Source organism: Vibrio spartinae, from assembly GCF_024347135.1.
Lineage (GTDB): Bacteria > Pseudomonadota > Gammaproteobacteria > Enterobacterales > Vibrionaceae > Vibrio > Vibrio spartinae.
The window spans coordinates 977,740-994,870 of sequence record NZ_AP024907.1 but is presented as its reverse complement, the minus strand read 5'-3'; the positions used below and the strand labels follow the sequence as shown (position 1 = coordinate 994,870).

The following is a 17,131-nucleotide window of genomic DNA, read 5'->3' as shown; positions in this document are numbered from 1 at the left end:
GGTCCCATCCTGACCGGAAACTGGAGAAAGGAGTCTGACACATGTTAGAACAAATCAGCCAGTCAAAAGTATTTGGTGGATGGCATAAGCAGTACACACACCCTTCAGATGTACTCAACTGTACGATGCGTTTCACGATTTATCTGCCGCCAGACGCCAGTGACAGCCATCCGGTTCCCGTGCTCTACTGGTTATCCGGCCTGACCTGCTCAGATGAAAATTTCATGCAAAAAGCAGGGGCATTCCAAAAAGCAGCCGCTCTCGGTATTGCGATTGTCGCACCGGATACCAGCCCGAGAGGTGAAGGCGTGCCGGATGATCCGCAAGGAGAGTATGATCTGGGACTTGGTGCCGGATTCTATCTCAACGCGACTCAATCGCCTTGGAATCAGCATTACCATATGTATGATTATGTCGTGAACGAGTTGCCCTCGATCATCGAGAAAAACTTTCCGGTGACCTCTGAGCGTTCGATTTCAGGACACAGTATGGGAGGCCATGGTGCGCTGACCATTGGCATCAAAAATCCTGAGCACTACCGTGCGATTTCAGCCTTCAGCCCAATTTGTCATCCTGTTGCCTGCCCTTGGGGACAAAAAGCACTGAGAGCTTACTTGGGAGACGATCAGGCACAGTGGCAAGCGTACGATACAACTGAACTACTGAGAGAAAAAGCGTGTCCGGTGCCGATACTGATTGATCAAGGTGAAATGGACCCATTTTTGGAAGAGCAGTTGAAACCTTGGGATTTACTCGAAGTGGCAGATCACCAACAGTGTGAACTGACCTATCAGTCACACCCCGGTTATGATCACAGCTATTATTTTATTCAAAGCTTCATTGAGTCACATTTACAATTTCATGCGCAACATCTGCTAGGGCAGCGCTCTTAGGCAAATGCGGTTCAAATTCATTGAATCGTGACATCATGGTGGAAAGCGCAACTTGATGCGTTTTCCCCTGTTGCCCCAACCAACTCACAACCACACGAACCGGCTTCAGATCACCGTGAAATAGCGGTGTACTCACCTGAATCTCGATACAAAAAGAAGCTCGAAAATCACAATCCTGACGGGACTTGAGCTGCTCAAAATCAACGAAACCAACCGCGATACGCTTGTTCAGAGCAGCACGGTTTATCTTCGCACCATGCGTCCGTAAACGTTCCAGGGTTGAGCTGGCAAGGTCCAACGCTTGTGTCCGTTGAAAAATCGCCCGGGTCTGAAACATCGTCAGACGCTGTAACTGCCCCACACTCAGTATACCGATGCTCAATATCACCAAAGCGATCATCACTTCGAGTAACGTATTCCCTCGACAGCCGCGTTGCACATGTCGGTTGATATCGCTACGGTTGATATAACTACGATTTATATGAACATGGTTTATATCTCTACGGTTCATACCAGCTTTCCCCGCGCCATTCGGCTGGACGAATCAGGCTAAGCGGTTGAATCAACAGATCACGTCGATAATGAAAATCAAGACGCCCCTGAACCACGGCAAAACGTCTGTCAGCATCTAACACGAGCCCCCCTGCCGGATAGAAGGCGCCGAGTTGGAAATAACTCACTTGCTCAGGCAAGATATTGGGCAGTGGAGCTTGTGCCAAAGACTTGATGAGTGCCGCCTGTAATGCCGTATCCCCCCACGCCTGAAATACCATATTCGCATGTTGTGGTGAAATAAATTGGTAGAGCATGCCCTGTAACGAGTGATGACTTTCAATCCCGACTAACCCATCCTGAATCAGCACAATAATCCCCTGCTGAGGAAATTTTGCCTGAATCGCACGATTCATCCGTTGAATATCCAGATCGGACAATACGCATCCTCCATAGACCCAAATGATCATTTTCCCATGCCAAATGAGATCTTCGATTTGAGAGCCACATTCGGGATTAAGCTGACTGTGTGGTAATTCAACTGCACGCTGGTAACGCATTGGCCCGTTAACCGTTTCATTCAGGGATTGAGGAATTCGACCAACCTGAGGATTTGACATCACTTGAAACCAATCCCGTACCGCAAGACCAAACAGGTCCCGGAAAGGCGATAAATTGGGCGTGTGCTGATAGTCAGATTTCGCATCTTTGCCCGGCAGATCAACGGAGTGATACGTCCCGGCACATCGTTCTGAATCGCTCGGCAACCCCGCATATAACCGATAAGGTAACTGCTCTGGATGATAAGTGGTTACCGACGGTGCATAAAAATCATACTTATAGCGCAAAGCGATACATTGCCACCGCCCGTCAGTATGTAAACGAGCCAGATCTGGCGCAAATGAGGCTCGCTTCATCAATATCAAACGACTGCTTGTCTTAACGGCACCGGCAGAGTCCGGTAAGGGCAGACGGTAACGCTTTTGCAGCGTCGTCTTTCCGACGGTCACGGTCAGTTGTTGATCCTGCGGAGACACCAACTGGACTTGATGCTCAATCTGCTGACACGCAGAAGGTAAGCTCTCCCCGGCATGTCGTGAACGTTCCTGTGTCCACAAGCATTCAAGCTCACCTTCAGCCAGCCAGAAAGACTGACGACGTTCAACTTCATGCTGAACCTCAGCCAATTGATAACGACTGAGCAGTGCGGAGCGTCCCACCACGATCAACATCAGACTGATCATCAGTGTCGTCAGCAACAATGTTGCAGCCCCCTGTTGCCGAAGCGATGTACGACCAAAATAGAACCCCATCATAACGACCAATGCCGCTGTAAAAATGTAAAATCAGCAGATTCATGAATCGACGGATCTTGCACCAAAGATAGCCTCAGATGTATCGCTACCCATCCTGTATTGATCAACGTCCCTGCTCTTGATTGAAGGGGTTGGTAACGAATCTGAAAAGCATCGACATGGATCCAGTCGGTATCGAATAATGAGAAGCATGGCCCTGATTCACCGGAAGATGCCGCTTGTTCAAATGTGAATCGTCGGTCATGCTGCTTCTCGCACAACCGTAAGGCCGACTCTCCTGATTGATTTGCTGCGAGCTGGTAAACGACGTGGTGGAAATCATTCTGAGCGGTTGGACTTCCCTGATATACATATCCCACTTGTGTGTCGTTTCGGACATCGGTCAGTGTCTGACTCCCTTGCAGAAACACTGGCATTTGTGTTGAAGCATTAAACCCGGCCATAAACAAACTTCGCTTGATTAACGCGAATGATGTCCGCAACTGTTGATGTAACTGAATTTTGCGATTCAAGTGTTCCGTTACCCGAAATTCAGTCACTATCAGCCGGCTCACCATCAGGATTAACACACTACTGATGACACTGGCCAGCAGGACTTCTAACAGCGTCAATCCTCGCTGAGCATGATAGAAATGTGCAGCTTTCACTAACATGCCGGATAACCATATATTGCAGTGCCAACGCTACAGTAGCGAACTCGTCCCGCCCCGTAAGAAGTAATCACTTTGATTTGTCGTTCCGGTGTGCTGCGGGCCGACAGTGTAATGCTACCATTGCCTAATTTGCCGGAATGACCATCGATAAATAACCGATTTTGAGGGAATCCGGAACGAACAAGAATTTTCCGGTAGCGTTGTCCGGATAGCGTGAGTAAACGCTGACCTTTCGAGGCATCTTCAGCGGTACTCACCCGCAACAGCCAATCCAGTGAGAGATATTTGTCAGTGGCAGATGATGATGGCGAGATCAGATGTAACCACAAATTTTGATGGTGAGTGATTGCCAGTGACCTTGCTTGTAATATGAATGCCTGAACATCACTGACCGCTGTTTTTAATTGTTCCTTTTCCATTTGTTGGGAGAATTGAGGGACAACCAGCAACAAGGAAAGGCTCAGTAATGCGATCACCACAACTAATTCAAGCAGGGAAAATCCTGTGCGCATATTTTTTCCAGTCGGTTCATTTCATTTCCTCTTATGATAAGAAAATAAAACGATTCATCTGCCCCCCAAGCAAACATCTCGCTGTGACATCAACTAAATAACCACATGATAAACATCACAATTACACTGACAGCTTGAACCCTCCACCAAAGTTGATTATCCAGACGGATGACAGACATAAAAAAAACCTGCCGAAGCAGGTTTTTTACACGCATGATTGGGTTGTGATCAGCTCGTTAGATCATCAAAAAACTTTTTCACACCGCTGAAAAAACCTTCCGATTTAGGCTTGTGCTTACTTGCCGCTTCGCCACCACAGGATTCCTCAAACTCACGGAGTAATTCTTTCTGACGCGCGCTCAGGTTCACAGGTGTCTCAACCGCCAAACGCACAATCAAATCACCGGCAGCACCACCACGGACATTCTTCACGCCTTTTCCGCGCATCCGGAACATTCTGCCGGTTTGCGTTTCTTCCGGCACTTTCAGATTCACCCGACCATCCAGTGTGGGCACTTCAACTTCCCCACCGAGTGCGGCCATCGAGAAACTAACCGGTACTTCACAGAACAGATTATTTCCTTCACGTTCAAAGATATGGTGTTCTTTCACATGAACCTGAACGTACAAATCACCGGCTGGTGCACCCATTTCACCCGCTTCACCTTCTCCGGTAAGACGAATCCGGTCACCCGTATCAACACCGGCAGGGATCTTCACATTGAGCGTCTTACGCTCTTGCTTACGGCCCTGACCATGACAATCACGGCAAGGATCTTTGATGATTTTTCCCTTACCATGACAAGTCGGACAAGTCTGTTGCACAGCAAAAAAGCCTTGTCTCATCTGAACCTGACCATGCCCGTGACAGGTACTACATGTTTCCGGCGTGGTCCCTTTCTTCGCACCACTCCCGCTACATGTATCGCAATGAACCATCGTTGGGACTTCAATTTCTTTCGAACAACCGCGGACAGCTTCTTCTAAAGTGAGTTCCATATTGTAGCGAAGATCCGAACCGCGCTGCGCCCGGGCTTGACCACCACCGCGACGGCCACCGCCAAAGATATCCCCGAACACATCACCAAAAATGTCCCCGAAGTCAGCATTACCACCACCGAAGCCACCGCCAAAACCACCACCGCCTTGTTCAAATGCGGCATGACCATACTGATCATAAGCTGATTTTTTCTGAGGATCGGTTAACACCTCATACGCTTCTTTTACTTCTTTAAACTTATCAGCAGCGGTTTCATCGCCCGGATTACGGTCAGGATGGAATTTCATCGCCAAGCGTTTGTAGGCCTTTTTGATATCACGTTCAGCGGCATCACGGCTTACGCCTAAGATTTCGTAAAAATCACGTTTTGACATGTTCTTCGTCACCAATTAATTACTGCAAGCGACGTTTGTCGCCCGGTAGATGTATCGATATAGATGATATTTCACACAGAATGAAACATGACCTAAATCGACACCAAAATTACAAACAGACGGGCGTTAGAGTTCCCCCAAACGCCCGTATCATACCTGAAAAGGTCTGAAGTCATATCAGTGAATGGCTATTCACTGATTACTTTTTCTCGTCTTTGACTTCTTCGAATTCAGCATCAACAACATCATCTTCCTGACCAGACGCTTGCTCTGAACCATCAGCTTGCTGTGCTTGCGCTTGCTGTTGTGCAATTTCCATCAGTTTCTGAGACGCTGTCATCAGTGCCTGAGTCTTGGCATCAATTTCTTCTTTGTCACCACTCTTACGCGCTGTTTCAAGGTCGCTGATTGCTGTTTCGATGCTTTCTTTATCATCCGCAGGAAGCGCTTCACCGGCTTCTTCTACTTGCTTACGGGTTGCGTGGATGATTTGGTCAGCTTGGTTACGTGCAGTTGCCAACTCTTCGAACTTTTTGTCCGCTTCTTTATTGGCTTCCGCTTCTTGAACCATTTTTTCGATTTCATCATCGTTCAGGCCACCAGATGCCTGGATTGTGATTTTCTGCTCTTGATTGGTCTGCTTATCTTTTGCAGAGACGTGCAGAATACCATCCGCATCCAAGTCGAAGGTTACTTCGATTTGTGGCATACCACGTGGTGCAGCCTGAATGCCTTCTAGGTTAAATTGACCCAGAGACTTGTTATATGTTGCCTGTTTACGCTCACCTTGCAATACATGAATGGTTACAGCGCTCTGATTATCTTCTGCGGTTGAGAACACTTGATTCGCTTTTGTTGGAATCGTGGTGTTTTTCTCAATCAGCTTGGTCATCACACCGCCCATGGTTTCGATACCCAGCGACAGTGGTGTGACGTCAAGCAGAAGAACATCTTTAACATCACCGGCAAGTACACCACCTTGAACCGCAGCACCGACAGCAACCGCTTCATCTGGATTCACGTCTTTACGTGACTCTTTACCAAAGAACTCAGCCACTTTCTTCTGAACCATTGGCATACGAGTCTGACCGCCAACAAGGATGACATCTGTAATATCACCAACAGACAGGTCTGCATCCGCCAACGCAACTTTCATCGGCTCAAGAGAGCGTTGAACCAAATCTTCAACCAAAGACTCAAGTTTTGCACGGCTTACTTTGATATTCATGTGCTTAGGACCGGTCGCATCTGCCGTAATATAAGGCAGGTTCACGTCAGTCTGTTGTGCAGAAGAAAGCTCAATCTTCGCTTTCTCAGCCGCTTCTTTCAGACGCTGCATTGCTAGCGGATCACTTTTCAGGTTGATGCCTTGCTCTTTATTGAACTCATCAACCAAGTAATTGATCATGCGAGTATCGAAGTCTTCACCACCTAAGTGTGTATCACCGTTGGTTGCAAGCACTTCAAATGTTTTCTCACCTTCAACATCATCGATTTCGATGATAGAGATATCGAATGTACCTCCACCTAAGTCGTATACTGCGATAACACGGTCACCGCCTTCTTTGTCCAGCCCATAGGCCAGCGCTGCGGCTGTCGGTTCGTTAATGATCCGTTTCACTTCCAGACCAGCGATACGACCCGCATCTTTTGTGGCCTGACGCTGCGCATCATTAAAATATGCAGGGACAGTAATCACAGCACCGGTTACGGTTTCACCCAGAAAATCTTCTGCGGTTTTTTTCATTTTCTTCAAAACTTCAGCAGAAACCTGTGGCGCTGCCAGTTTTTCATTTTTAACCTGAACCCATGCATCACCGTTATCTGCCTTGACAATTTTGTAAGGCATGATCTCGATATCACGTTGAACTTCTTCGTCTTCAAAGCGACGACCGATCAAACGTTTGATTGCAAATAATGTGTTCTCAGGGTTGGTAACTGCTTGACGTTTTGCTGGCTGACCAACCAGTGTTTCACCATCTGTATAAGCAATTATAGATGCCGTTGTACGTTCACCCTCAGCATTTTCAATTACGCGAGGTTTTCCACCATCTAATACAGCAACACAAGAGTTTGTAGTACCTAAGTCAATACCAATGATCTTACCCATCAGGACATCTCCGAATAATTCTATTGTCGTTTTGCCAGTACCCCATATATGGGGCTGGTGAATCGGGTTTCAACCCCGGCCTCACCGCTCAACAAACGAAGTTTGCTTCTCTATGCCCCTTAGATAAGGGCAGAAAATACCTTTTCAAGGGGAAAAATGAAAAAAATACAAATTTCCTTATTTTCTGACCGGAGATCAGGATTGAACAGTGCTCAAACTTCGGATAATCGCCAAAATGAATCACGATATTCAACGTGGGATTCACTCACATTGCATAAAGTTACCCTCGGTTTGGTGACCTAACCAGTATTTTATCAATTCCACTATACCCAGAGATATCAACATCGTGATATCAAAACCGATACACGACCTTTACATGCATGTGAGATTCACATTACGCATGCCCGGCATGGTAATGGATGAGCCCAATGTAAAGACTTCGTTTATATCAGCAGAAAAACAGGGAGTTTCTTATGTACAATATCGTCAAGAAAGGTTTGATGATTCTCGGGCTGAGTATTGCACTACCAGCCTTTGCGAATAACTACACCATTGGAACAGGCAGTCAGAGCGGGACTTACTACCCACTTGGCGGAACACTGGCTAAAATCTGGAGTGAAAATATCCCTGATTTCAATATGCGCGCCGAAGTCACCGCTGCATCAGTGGAAAATATCATCAAAGTCGCGACGCAAAAACAGTTGGTCGGTATCGCAATGGGGAATGTCGCGCTGAAAGCCTATACGGGGAAAAAACCATTTCCGAGAAAGATGCCGACTCAGGTGCTCTTCGCCCTGTATCCAAACGTCGTCCAGTTTATCGTCCCTGCTGATTCCGATATCCATACCATCAGTGACCTGAAAGGCAAGAAAATTTCGCTCGGGGCCCCCGGTTCAGGCACACGGGTGAGTGCAGTGAATATTCTGCGCATACTCGGTATCACTGAAAAAGATGTGAGAGCACAATCACTGAATTACACCGCGACCACAAGCGCGCTGGCAAATGGACAAATCGACGCCGGTGTCATCGTCGGCAGTCTCGGGGTCGGAGCAATCACTGAGCTGGCACTCACCCGCAAGATCCGCATTCTCTCTTTTACCCCACAGGAACTGAAGAAAATCTCAACCGCCAATTCATCCTATCAAGCATTCAACGCACCAGCGAATAGCTATAAGAATGTCCCGGCATTTGAGGTGCCAGCCGTTTGGAACGTCCTGGTGACGAACCAAAAGATGGATGACAAGCTGGCTTATGAAATGACCAAAGTCGCCTTTGAAAACATCGACAAAATCCGTCAGTCGGTTGGCGTCACAAAATTTATGACAATCGATAATATGCCGAAGCTGGAAGGTGTGCCTCTCCACCCTGGTGCACTGAAATACTACCAAGAACACCACCAATAAAATCATACCCCCGATGATTCAACCCATCAGATGACAACGTTCAGCCGAATATGTCATCTGATGTTGTTTTATGTAATGACATTTGGAGTTAGCTATGACTCAGGTTTTATCCCGGCACACGAAATTCGCCAACAGTCTTACGCTCGTGACCGGCCTGATCGCAGTTTTGCTGACGGTGTTCCAGATATGGCAAGGCATCACGGCCGATCTGTCAGCAACTGTATTCAGACCCACCCACCTCAGTTGGGTTTTAATCCTTGTCTTTTTAGCGTATCCCGCAGTGCAGAGCGACAGCGCCTCTCCAGCTAAATATGTGGTGCTACGTTGTCTCGATATGGTGTTGATAATGGTCACTTGTTGGGCTGCCAGCCGAGTGATTCCATTTGATTATGATGATATCAGTTTCCTGCTGGACGGATTACAACCGAATGATCAATATGCAGGGCTGTTACTCTTGCTGCTCCTCTTGGAAGCCACCCGTCGGACTGTCGGAATGGTGATGGTGTTTGTGGCGGTCATTTTTCTGAGTTATGCGCTATTCGGCAATGTCCTGCCGGATGCCATCGCCAGTAAAGGTTTTTCATTAGGAGAAATGATCCGCTTTCATATTTATTCCACCAACGGCGTCTTCGGTGCACCGCTGGCAATTGCAGCTGGTGTCGTTTTTGTTTTCGTCCTGTTCGGTGCTTTTCTGCAAGTCAGCGGGGCCGGGCAATTTTTTATCGATGCTGCATTTTCGATTGCCGGAAAATCAAAAGGCGGCCCGGCCAAAGCCAGTGTGCTGGCCTCTGCCGCTTTGGGATCGATTTCCGGTTCAGCCATTGCCAATACGGTGACAACCGGTTCCCTGACCATACCGATGATGAAAAAGCTCGGTTATAAAGCAGAGCAAGCAGCCGGTATTGAGGCCGCAGCCTCAACCGGAGGACAAATCATGCCCCCGGTCATGGGCGCCGGTGCATTTGTCATGGCACAGTTTACCGGGATTCCTTACAGTGAAATCATTCTGGTTTCGATTGCACCGGCCATCCTCTATTTTGCCTGTACGTTACTTTACGTCCACCTGATGGCATGTAAGCTCAATCTGCAAGGCATGCGTGAAACCGAGAAAATCAGCCGAATTTTGAAACAGGGATGGCATTTCCTCCTGCCATTGGTCATGATCACCACTTTGTTGATTATGAGTTACTCCCCGATTTTGGTTGGTATTGCCGGATGTGCCGCCATACTCATCGCTGCAATTACACGCAAGCATACCCAAATCAGCATCAGACTAGTGCTCGAAGGTATGAAAGAAGGGGCTATTCTCGCGCTCCCCATATCAATTGCCTGTGCAACCGCCGGTATTGTGGTTGGTGTCGTCGGACAAACAGGGATCGGCCTGCAATTTACCCAGTTTCTAACCTCACTGTCCGGCGGGCATCTCTGGTCTGCCTTATTGTTTATTGCAATCGCTGCGGTGATCTTGGGGATGGGACTCCCAGTGACTGCTGCTTATATCGTGCTGTCCGTGATGGCGGTACCAGCCTTGATGGATCTCGGTGTACCGCTACTCACCGCACACATGATCGTCTTTTGGCTGTCGCAAACGTCCAATGTAACCCCGCCCATCGCCCTCGCCGCTTTTGCCGGTGCCGGTATCGCCAATGCCTCCCCCATGCGTTCTGCGGTTCAGGCCTTTAAGCTGGCACAGGGATTTTTCCTGATCCCAGCGATGATGGCATTTTCCGGTTTAATCTGGACTCAAACAGAAACGCCACTGGCATTTATTGAATCGGTCCTCGGGAGTATCGCACTGATTATTGCATTTGCCGGCGGTATCGAAGGTTACCTATTCCGGCCAATGTCAGGCATCCATCGGTTGATGTTCCTGCTACTGGCCGCAGCGACCCTGTTTCTTACCGATAATTATCGTTTGATCGGTATGGTGTGCATTGCTGCTCTGATGGTATGGGAGTGGAAGAAAAGTCGTGACGGGGATGACCAACGCCCGGTTGAACCATACGAAAAATAAGCGCGCATCGCAGTGAATCGGTGATAAAAAAGGTTGGCAAAAGCCAACCTTTTTATTGATGTGAGGCAATCACCTCATGCTTGAGATGAGATTATTTCGCAACCATCACCATCGCAGGGCGAACCACACGACCATTCAGTTCATAACCTTTTTGCATCACAAACATCACCGTGTTTGACTCATGGTCAGGGCTTTCCTGAATCGACATTGCCTGATGTAAATCAGGATTAAACGCCTGACCTTCAGGATTAATCTCTTTGAGACCAAACTTTTCGATGGTATCGATAAAGGTTTTGTGCGTCAGCTCTACCCCTTCCAGCAGAGGCTTGACCACTTCATTCTCAGCATCTGCCGCTTGAATCGCACGCTCAAGATTATCAATCACGGGCAGCAGCTCTTCCGCAAAACGATTCAGCGCAAATTTACGCGCTTTATCGACTTCCTGTTCACCCCGACGGCGAATATTCTCAACTTCAGCCTGTGCACGCAAGACAGCATCTTGCTGCTCTTTCACCTTCCGTTCACTCGTCAATAGCGCCGCTTCCAATTGGGCAATTTTCGCGTCTTGCTCATCCTCTGGTACATCACTTTCATTCCACTCGATATCAGCCTCACTACCGACGACTTCAGCCTCAGTCTCTTCTTGTGCTACCGATTCTTGCTGCAGCTCTTCTTCTTTGACTTTATTCTCTTCGTTGCTCATGATATCTCCAGAGTTCCATAATCTTTTGTATTGATGATCAACATTCAACACACTAAACATTCGCATAAAAGCATAACTTGCCTTTATTATGGGGATGAAGATTCCTGATTCAAGCCTAATTCGATTGGAAACATTATGAAAAAATCTTTTGGCGTGATTGCCATCATTGGTAAACCACGGGACCAGTCTGCGATACAAACCCACCGTGAATTATACCAGTGGTTGTCAGAGCAAGGATATTCAGTGTTTATCGATGATCGACTGAGCAATATTCTCACTGATCTGCCGCCCGAATGTTTTTCACCTTTACTTGAACTCGGCAAAAAAGCCGATCTGGCCATTGCTGTCGGTGGTGACGGTAACATGCTTGGCGCAGCCAGAGTATTATCCCGTTTTGAGATTCGGGTGATTGGTGTCAACCGTGGGAGTCTGGGATTTCTTACCGACTTAAATCCCGAAGATTTTCAGGCCGCTTTACAAAAAGTTCTCGAAGGTGAATACATTGAAGAAGAACGCTTTCTGCTGGAAACCGAAATTCACCGCAACGGGCAGATTAAGAGTCATAATGCGGCCTTAAACGAAGCCGTTCTCCATCCGGGGAAAATCGCCCATATGATTGAGTTCGAGGTCTACATTAATGACGTTTTTGCTTTTTCCCAGCGCTCAGACGGCCTGATTGTTTCAACACCGACCGGTTCAACCGCCTATTCACTGTCGGGGGGCGGCCCGATTCTGTCACCGAGCTTAAATGCCATATCACTTGTACCAATGTTTCCACACACGCTGTCATCCCGCCCCTTGGTCGTTGACGGAGATTGTCGGATCAAACTGTCGGTTTCACCGAATAACAGAGGCACACAAGAAATCAGCTGTGACGGACAAATTTCGCTCCCTGTTTCTCCCGGAGATGAAGTGCTGATCTACCGCAGCCCGAATAAATTACATTTGATTCACCCAAAAGATTACAGCTACTACCATGTCCTGAGAAACAAACTGGGTTGGTCAAGTAAGTTGTTCTAGGACCCCGAAAGCTCATATTGATTGTCATTTGCCAAGGCTGAATATGCCTCGATTCAGCCCTTTGCCTTGCCTGGTACATTGGTGAAAATAAAATCACCAAACATCTTTACTGTGTCTTTATACAGTATATACTGTTTCTTTATACAGTATTGGTAAAATATACAGGTGTGAACATGCTGGCTCATTTAAGTGTCAATAATTTTGCAATCGTAAAATCATTACAGTTAGAACTTTCTCAAGGAATGACCACCATTACCGGGGAGACCGGTGCAGGTAAGTCCATTGCGATTGATGCGCTCAGTTTGTGTCTCGGTGGCAGGGCGGAAGCCAGCATGGTGCGTCAAGGTGAAGAAAAAACCGAAGTCTGCGCTGCATTTCTTCTCGATCACAATCTGCACGCCACCCGTTGGCTCGAAGATAATGAACTGCTAGACGGCAGCGAATGTATTCTCCGCCGGGTGATTACCAAAGAAGGCCGTTCACGCGCATTTATCAATGGCAATCCGGTACCGATCTCACAACTGAAATCACTTGGGCAATTGCTCATCAATATTCATGGTCAGCACGCCCATCAGCAACTGATGAAAAGTGAGCACCAACTGACCATGCTGGACCAATATGCCGGTCATGCCGATTTGTTGAAAAAGACACGGGTCGCTTACCAGAATTGGCGTCAGGCCAACAATGAATTGGAACAAATCCGTAAAAACAGCCAACAAAATCAGGCGCAGCTCCAGTTACTGGAGTATCAAATCAAAGAACTGAATGAATTATCGCTCAGTGAAGATGAGTTCCCCGAACTGGAACATGAATACAAACGCCTGACGAATAGTGGTGAACTACTCACCCTCAGCCAAAATGCAATCCAGTTATTGAATGAAGGCGATGAAGTCAATGCCATCGGTTTACTTCAGTCAACCAATCAGGTTCTGGCTCAGTTAGCCGAGCTGGATGAAAAAATGGCAATGTTGCCTGCCATGCTTGCGGAAGCACTGATTCAACTGGAAGAAGCAAACAGTGAACTCCGTGACTATCTGGATCGGATTGAAGTCGATCCGGCACAAATGGCACATATTGAAGACCGCTATTCCAAAGTCATGTCTCTGGCCCGTAAACACAATGTACTGCCGGAAGATCTCTATCAGCACCACCAAAGCCTGCGCCAGCAGATTTCCGCCCTTGACTATTCCGATGAGAAACTTGAACAGCTTGAGCATATGGTGGCACAAGCGTATCAATCATTTGTTCAACGCGCTGAAAAACTGCATCAGTCCAGAATGCGTTACGCCAAAGAGCTCAATAAATTAATCAGTCAGAGTATGCATGAACTGAGCATGGAAAAAGCCAAGTTCCAGATGGATATTCATTATGATGACAATCACCCCTCTCCACTCGGATTCGATTCAGTGAACTTTATGGTGTCGACTAACCCGGGCCAACCGTTGCAGCCCATGACCAAAGTCGCCTCAGGTGGGGAACTATCGCGAATATCACTCGCGATTCAGGTGATTACTGCGCAAAAAGTTGAAACCCCAAGTTTGATCTTCGATGAAGTCGATGTCGGCATTAGTGGCCCGACAGCCGCTGTTGTCGGGAAGATGCTACGTCAGTTGGGCGAATCGACCCAAGTCTTGTGTGTCACCCACTTGCCACAGGTTGCCGGTTGTGGACATCAACAACTTTTTGTTGCCAAACAAACGAAAAGCGGAAAAACAGAAACACAGATGCTCAAGCTGGATAATCAGCAACGGATTGAAGAATTAGCAAGATTGCTTGGCGGTAGTCAAATTACTGAAACGACTTTAGCAAATGCAAAAGAGTTATTGCTCGTGGCTGCATAACCGTTTTCAAATTAATTTATTTTATTATCCACCGCCTGAATATCCCCCTCATAATAAATATCGGGTCTTTTAATCAAATCATATTCGGCCCGATATTTCTTTTGATTTTTTCTGTATTTGATCTTAACTTAACAAAAAACGGATAGAATGTGCCGCAATTCATTATTGCCCATTCAACATATCACACAAATAATACATTCATGTTATGTTAAGAGAACAATGCATAAAACACATTGATAGCAATATTAATGGTGTTATTAAAATCACGGAACAACAGAGAACTTACTGGCTAAAAATTGGCGGTGAGGATAAATCTAATTTTATCTGCAAACTCTCGTCAGTTGCTGGTCAATTCAATTTATTATCATGCTTCCAGTCAAAAGCAACCATGAATTCATGGTCTCGTTTTGAACATGAAAAATCGGTATTGCTCTATTTAAATTCGATTGGCTTTCAAGTCCCTAAAATCGCACTGGAAGGGAAACGTTTCTTTGTCACGCCCGACAAAGGCCAGCCACTCTCTCAAGTTGAAGCCGAACGTATTACTGATGATATATTGATGCAACTGTTCAATTTATTCATCAAATTACATAATGCGGATATTGCTCACGGTCGCCCTGCACTGCGCGACATATTAATCGATCAGCATAATCAGCTTAGCCTGATTGACTTTGAAGAATCAATTATGCATGCGAGTCCAAAACTCAAAGCAAGAGATATTTATCTCTTACTCATGGACTTATGCCGTATCAAACAAATCACTGTCGAACAAAAACGAAAAGCATTATGGTATTGGAAACAGCAGGTTTCCGATGAATATTGGCAAAGCTTGATTGGAATCCATCAGCTTTTACGCAAATTCAACCCGCTTGCTCATGGGGTGCTATACTTTAAAAAGAACAATAAATTAAGTCAGCAACTTATAGAAACATGCCACCTATTTGATGGTTTCTTATCAAATTAATTCATTCACTATGATTCACCAAGATAAATAAATTCGATTTGTCAATTTATCGCCCATAAACAGAGTATAAATAAGAATATTAAACACCAGACTAATTATATTTTATTTATGAATATATAAACATCAATGATTGGTAATTTCTTACCATCCGTGTAATAGCTTGAATATAAAGCGGTATGATTCATCACTTGACTTCCTCAGTCAGACTTCAGGTCGTGAGAAGCACTGTCAGCCTCTCAAGCATCGCCACCATCGTTGAGCGGGCGCTTCTGCTCACCTGAAGCATACCGTCAAATCGATCTGTCCAACCCAAATTCCCTGTCCAACCCAATAAAGCCGTCCAAAAAAACATCTCATATGACTATCAGGCTCTATAATTGATGACGAATATTGAAAAAAAACCAATCCGATGCAACAAAATCTAAAATTTGTAGTCTGAGTGTGGGATAAGATGGTGGGGAACCCTTTTACTTCTTCACCAAGCTTGTTTATTATCAGCCAAGCTTTCACTCTAAATGACAATGTAGTAAACAAACTATGCAATTGAAGAAGTCTCTCATCACCGCGTCATTAGCAATACTTGTCCTCAGTGGATGTTCATCGGTTACCGATATGTTGGTTTACCGGATTGATATCAACCAAGGCAACTACGTTGATCAACAAGAGGTTGATCAACTGAAATTCGGTATGACCAAACAACAAGTCCGTTATGTCCTTGGTTCTCCGATGCTTGTTGAAAATGGTTATCCCGATACTTGGTACTACATTTACCATCATGTTTCTGGTCATGAAGATCCGGTTCAGAAGAACCTGATTGTCAAATTTGACAAGAGAGGCTCACTGATTCATATGGCTGGTGACTTTCATAACAGTGATCAATTCTTTGAAAGCGTCCAGTAAGTCAACGAGTCAAACCAACGGTTGTAAAAAAAGCTCGCATTGCGAGCTTTTTTACTATCGGAATGACGACTATTTTTTCAGTGGATTGGGTTTACCGCCGGTTACCGGGTCAGCAGTGCCCGCAGCTTTGGCCTGTTCTGCCCGCTTCCTGCGAATTTCTTTCGGATCAGCCAGCAACGGCCGGTAAATCTCGATCCGATCCCGATCCCGGACTGTCGCATCCAATTTCACCGGACGGCTGAAAATTCCCACTTTATTCTTGGCCAGATCAATCTCCGGATACATATTTAACACACCAGATTGGCGGATAATCTCTTCTACCGTCATCGCTGGCGACACAACCAGCGACAACACACGCTGCTCATGCGGCAGTGCATACACTACTTCCACATGAATCGTATTCTCTTCATCCGTCATACATACACCTGCTTTGCCCGTTTGGTGAAAGCATTCACCATATTACTGGTCAGATCATTGAATATTTTGCCGAATGCCAGCTCAATCATCTTGCTGGAAAACTCAAATTCAAGCTTCAGTTCAACTTTACAAGCCCATTCATCGAGCGGTGTAAAATACCATCCACCACGCAGCATTTTAAAAGGGCCGTCCACCAAATCCATCAAAATAGCTTCGCCCGTTTTTAACTGATTCGACGTAGTAAATGTTTTGCTGATCCCCGCTTTGGAGACATCAACAGAAGCGACCATCTTGTCAGCATTTGACTCAATCACTCTCGCACCGGAACAACCCGGCAAGAACTCAGGATAACGCATCACGTCATTGACTAAATTAAACATCTGTTCAGCGCTAAACGATACCAGTGCAGAACGACTCACCTGCTTCATTGATGCTCCTTCTTTCTCTTTACACCTAAGCGCTGTAATTTTACTGTGATACACAAGTGAGCTCAAGGTCAACATCTCGCCTCCAATCGGC

Annotated in this window: 16 protein-coding genes; 7 read left to right on the top strand and 9 right to left on the bottom strand. The window is 46.3% G+C overall.

Going from position 1 to position 17,131, the window contains the following annotated elements; genetic code table 11:
- The first annotated feature begins 41 nt into the window (after nt 1-41).
- Nucleotides 42-893: an S-formylglutathione hydrolase gene (gene fghA / locus OCU60_RS04645; RefSeq protein ID WP_074374166.1), complete on the top strand. Its 852-nt coding sequence runs from the start codon at nt 42-44 to the stop codon at nt 891-893.
- On the opposite strand, the gene OCU60_RS04640 is transcribed toward fghA, so the two are convergent.
- The 6 genes from OCU60_RS04640 to dnaK all read right to left on the bottom strand — a co-directional run bounded on the left by OCU60_RS04640 (nt 838) and on the right by dnaK (nt 7,350).
- Nucleotides 838-1,404, bottom strand: a complete 567-nt coding sequence (locus tag OCU60_RS04640; protein WP_074374167.1) for a type IV pilus modification PilV family protein — start codon at nt 1,402-1,404, stop codon at nt 838-840. The genes fghA and OCU60_RS04640 overlap by 56 nt on opposite strands.
- Nucleotides 1,394-2,701, bottom strand: coding sequence for a hypothetical protein (locus OCU60_RS04635; protein ID WP_139302137.1), 1,308 nt, complete (start codon nt 2,699-2,701; stop codon nt 1,394-1,396). Before OCU60_RS04635 ends, OCU60_RS04640 begins: the two co-directional genes overlap by 11 nt.
- Nucleotides 2,698-3,354 carry a PulJ/GspJ family protein gene (locus OCU60_RS04630; RefSeq protein ID WP_074374169.1) on the bottom strand — a complete coding sequence of 219 codons (657 nt, stop codon included), beginning with the start codon at nt 3,352-3,354 and terminating at the stop codon, nt 2,698-2,700. The genes OCU60_RS04635 and OCU60_RS04630 overlap by 4 nt, the downstream gene beginning before the upstream one ends.
- Nucleotides 3,348-3,866, bottom strand: coding sequence for a pilus assembly FimT family protein (locus tag OCU60_RS04625; RefSeq protein ID WP_074374170.1), 519 nt, complete (start codon nt 3,864-3,866; stop codon nt 3,348-3,350). The genes OCU60_RS04630 and OCU60_RS04625 overlap by 7 nt, the downstream gene beginning before the upstream one ends.
- A gap of 228 nt (nt 3,867-4,094) precedes the next feature.
- Nucleotides 4,095-5,240 carry a molecular chaperone DnaJ gene (gene dnaJ / locus OCU60_RS04620; RefSeq protein WP_074374171.1) on the bottom strand — a complete coding sequence of 382 codons (1,146 nt, stop codon included), beginning with the start codon at nt 5,238-5,240 and terminating at the stop codon, nt 4,095-4,097.
- 199 nt (nt 5,241-5,439) lie between these two features.
- Nucleotides 5,440-7,350, bottom strand: coding sequence for a molecular chaperone DnaK (gene dnaK / locus OCU60_RS04615; RefSeq protein ID WP_074374172.1), 1,911 nt, complete (start codon nt 7,348-7,350; stop codon nt 5,440-5,442).
- A 473-nt stretch (nt 7,351-7,823) separates the two neighbouring features.
- Here dnaK and OCU60_RS04610 point away from each other — a divergent pair, with 473 nt between their 5' ends.
- Nucleotides 7,824-8,753 (top strand): TAXI family TRAP transporter solute-binding subunit, encoded by a 930-nt coding sequence (locus tag OCU60_RS04610; protein ID WP_074374173.1) that lies wholly within the window; start codon nt 7,824-7,826, stop codon nt 8,751-8,753.
- Nucleotides 8,754-8,847: 94 nt separating this feature from the next.
- Nucleotides 8,848-10,767 carry a TRAP transporter permease gene (locus OCU60_RS04605; RefSeq protein ID WP_074374174.1) on the top strand — a complete coding sequence of 640 codons (1,920 nt, stop codon included), beginning with the start codon at nt 8,848-8,850 and terminating at the stop codon, nt 10,765-10,767.
- 91 nt (nt 10,768-10,858) lie between these two features.
- Here OCU60_RS04605 and grpE read toward each other — a convergent pair whose 3' ends face one another.
- The gene (gene grpE, locus OCU60_RS04600; RefSeq protein ID WP_074374175.1) at nt 10,859-11,470 is read right to left on the bottom strand and encodes a nucleotide exchange factor GrpE; all 612 of its coding nucleotides are present in this window, start codon (nt 11,468-11,470) and stop codon (nt 10,859-10,861) included.
- Nucleotides 11,471-11,605: 135 nt separating this feature from the next.
- Between grpE and nadK the strand changes: the two genes are divergently transcribed.
- From nadK to bamE, 4 genes are all read left to right on the top strand, one after another.
- Nucleotides 11,606-12,490 (top strand): NAD(+) kinase, encoded by an 885-nt coding sequence (nadK, locus tag OCU60_RS04595; protein WP_074374176.1) that lies wholly within the window; start codon nt 11,606-11,608, stop codon nt 12,488-12,490.
- Nucleotides 12,491-12,663: 173 nt separating this feature from the next.
- On the top strand, nt 12,664-14,331 hold the full coding sequence (gene recN / locus OCU60_RS04590) for a DNA repair protein RecN (protein ID WP_074374177.1): 1,668 nt from the start codon (nt 12,664-12,666) through the stop codon (nt 14,329-14,331).
- Between the two features lie 205 nt (nt 14,332-14,536).
- Complete coding sequence (locus OCU60_RS04585) at nt 14,537-15,295, top strand: BUD32 family EKC/KEOPS complex subunit (protein WP_074374178.1); 759 nt, start codon at nt 14,537-14,539, stop codon at nt 15,293-15,295.
- Between the two features lie 537 nt (nt 15,296-15,832).
- On the top strand, nt 15,833-16,195 hold the full coding sequence (gene bamE / locus OCU60_RS04580; protein WP_074374179.1) for an outer membrane protein assembly factor BamE: 363 nt from the start codon (nt 15,833-15,835) through the stop codon (nt 16,193-16,195).
- A gap of 69 nt (nt 16,196-16,264) precedes the next feature.
- On the opposite strand, the gene OCU60_RS04575 is transcribed toward bamE, so the two are convergent.
- Together OCU60_RS04575 and OCU60_RS04570 are read right to left on the bottom strand one after the other, a co-directional pair.
- Nucleotides 16,265-16,612, bottom strand: coding sequence for an RnfH family protein (locus OCU60_RS04575; RefSeq protein ID WP_074374180.1), 348 nt, complete (start codon nt 16,610-16,612; stop codon nt 16,265-16,267).
- A complete protein-coding gene (locus tag OCU60_RS04570; RefSeq protein ID WP_074374181.1) occupies nt 16,609-17,040 on the bottom strand; it encodes an SRPBCC family protein in 432 nt (143 codons plus the stop codon). The genes OCU60_RS04575 and OCU60_RS04570 overlap by 4 nt, the downstream gene beginning before the upstream one ends.
- Nucleotides 17,041-17,131: the final 91 nt, after the last annotated feature.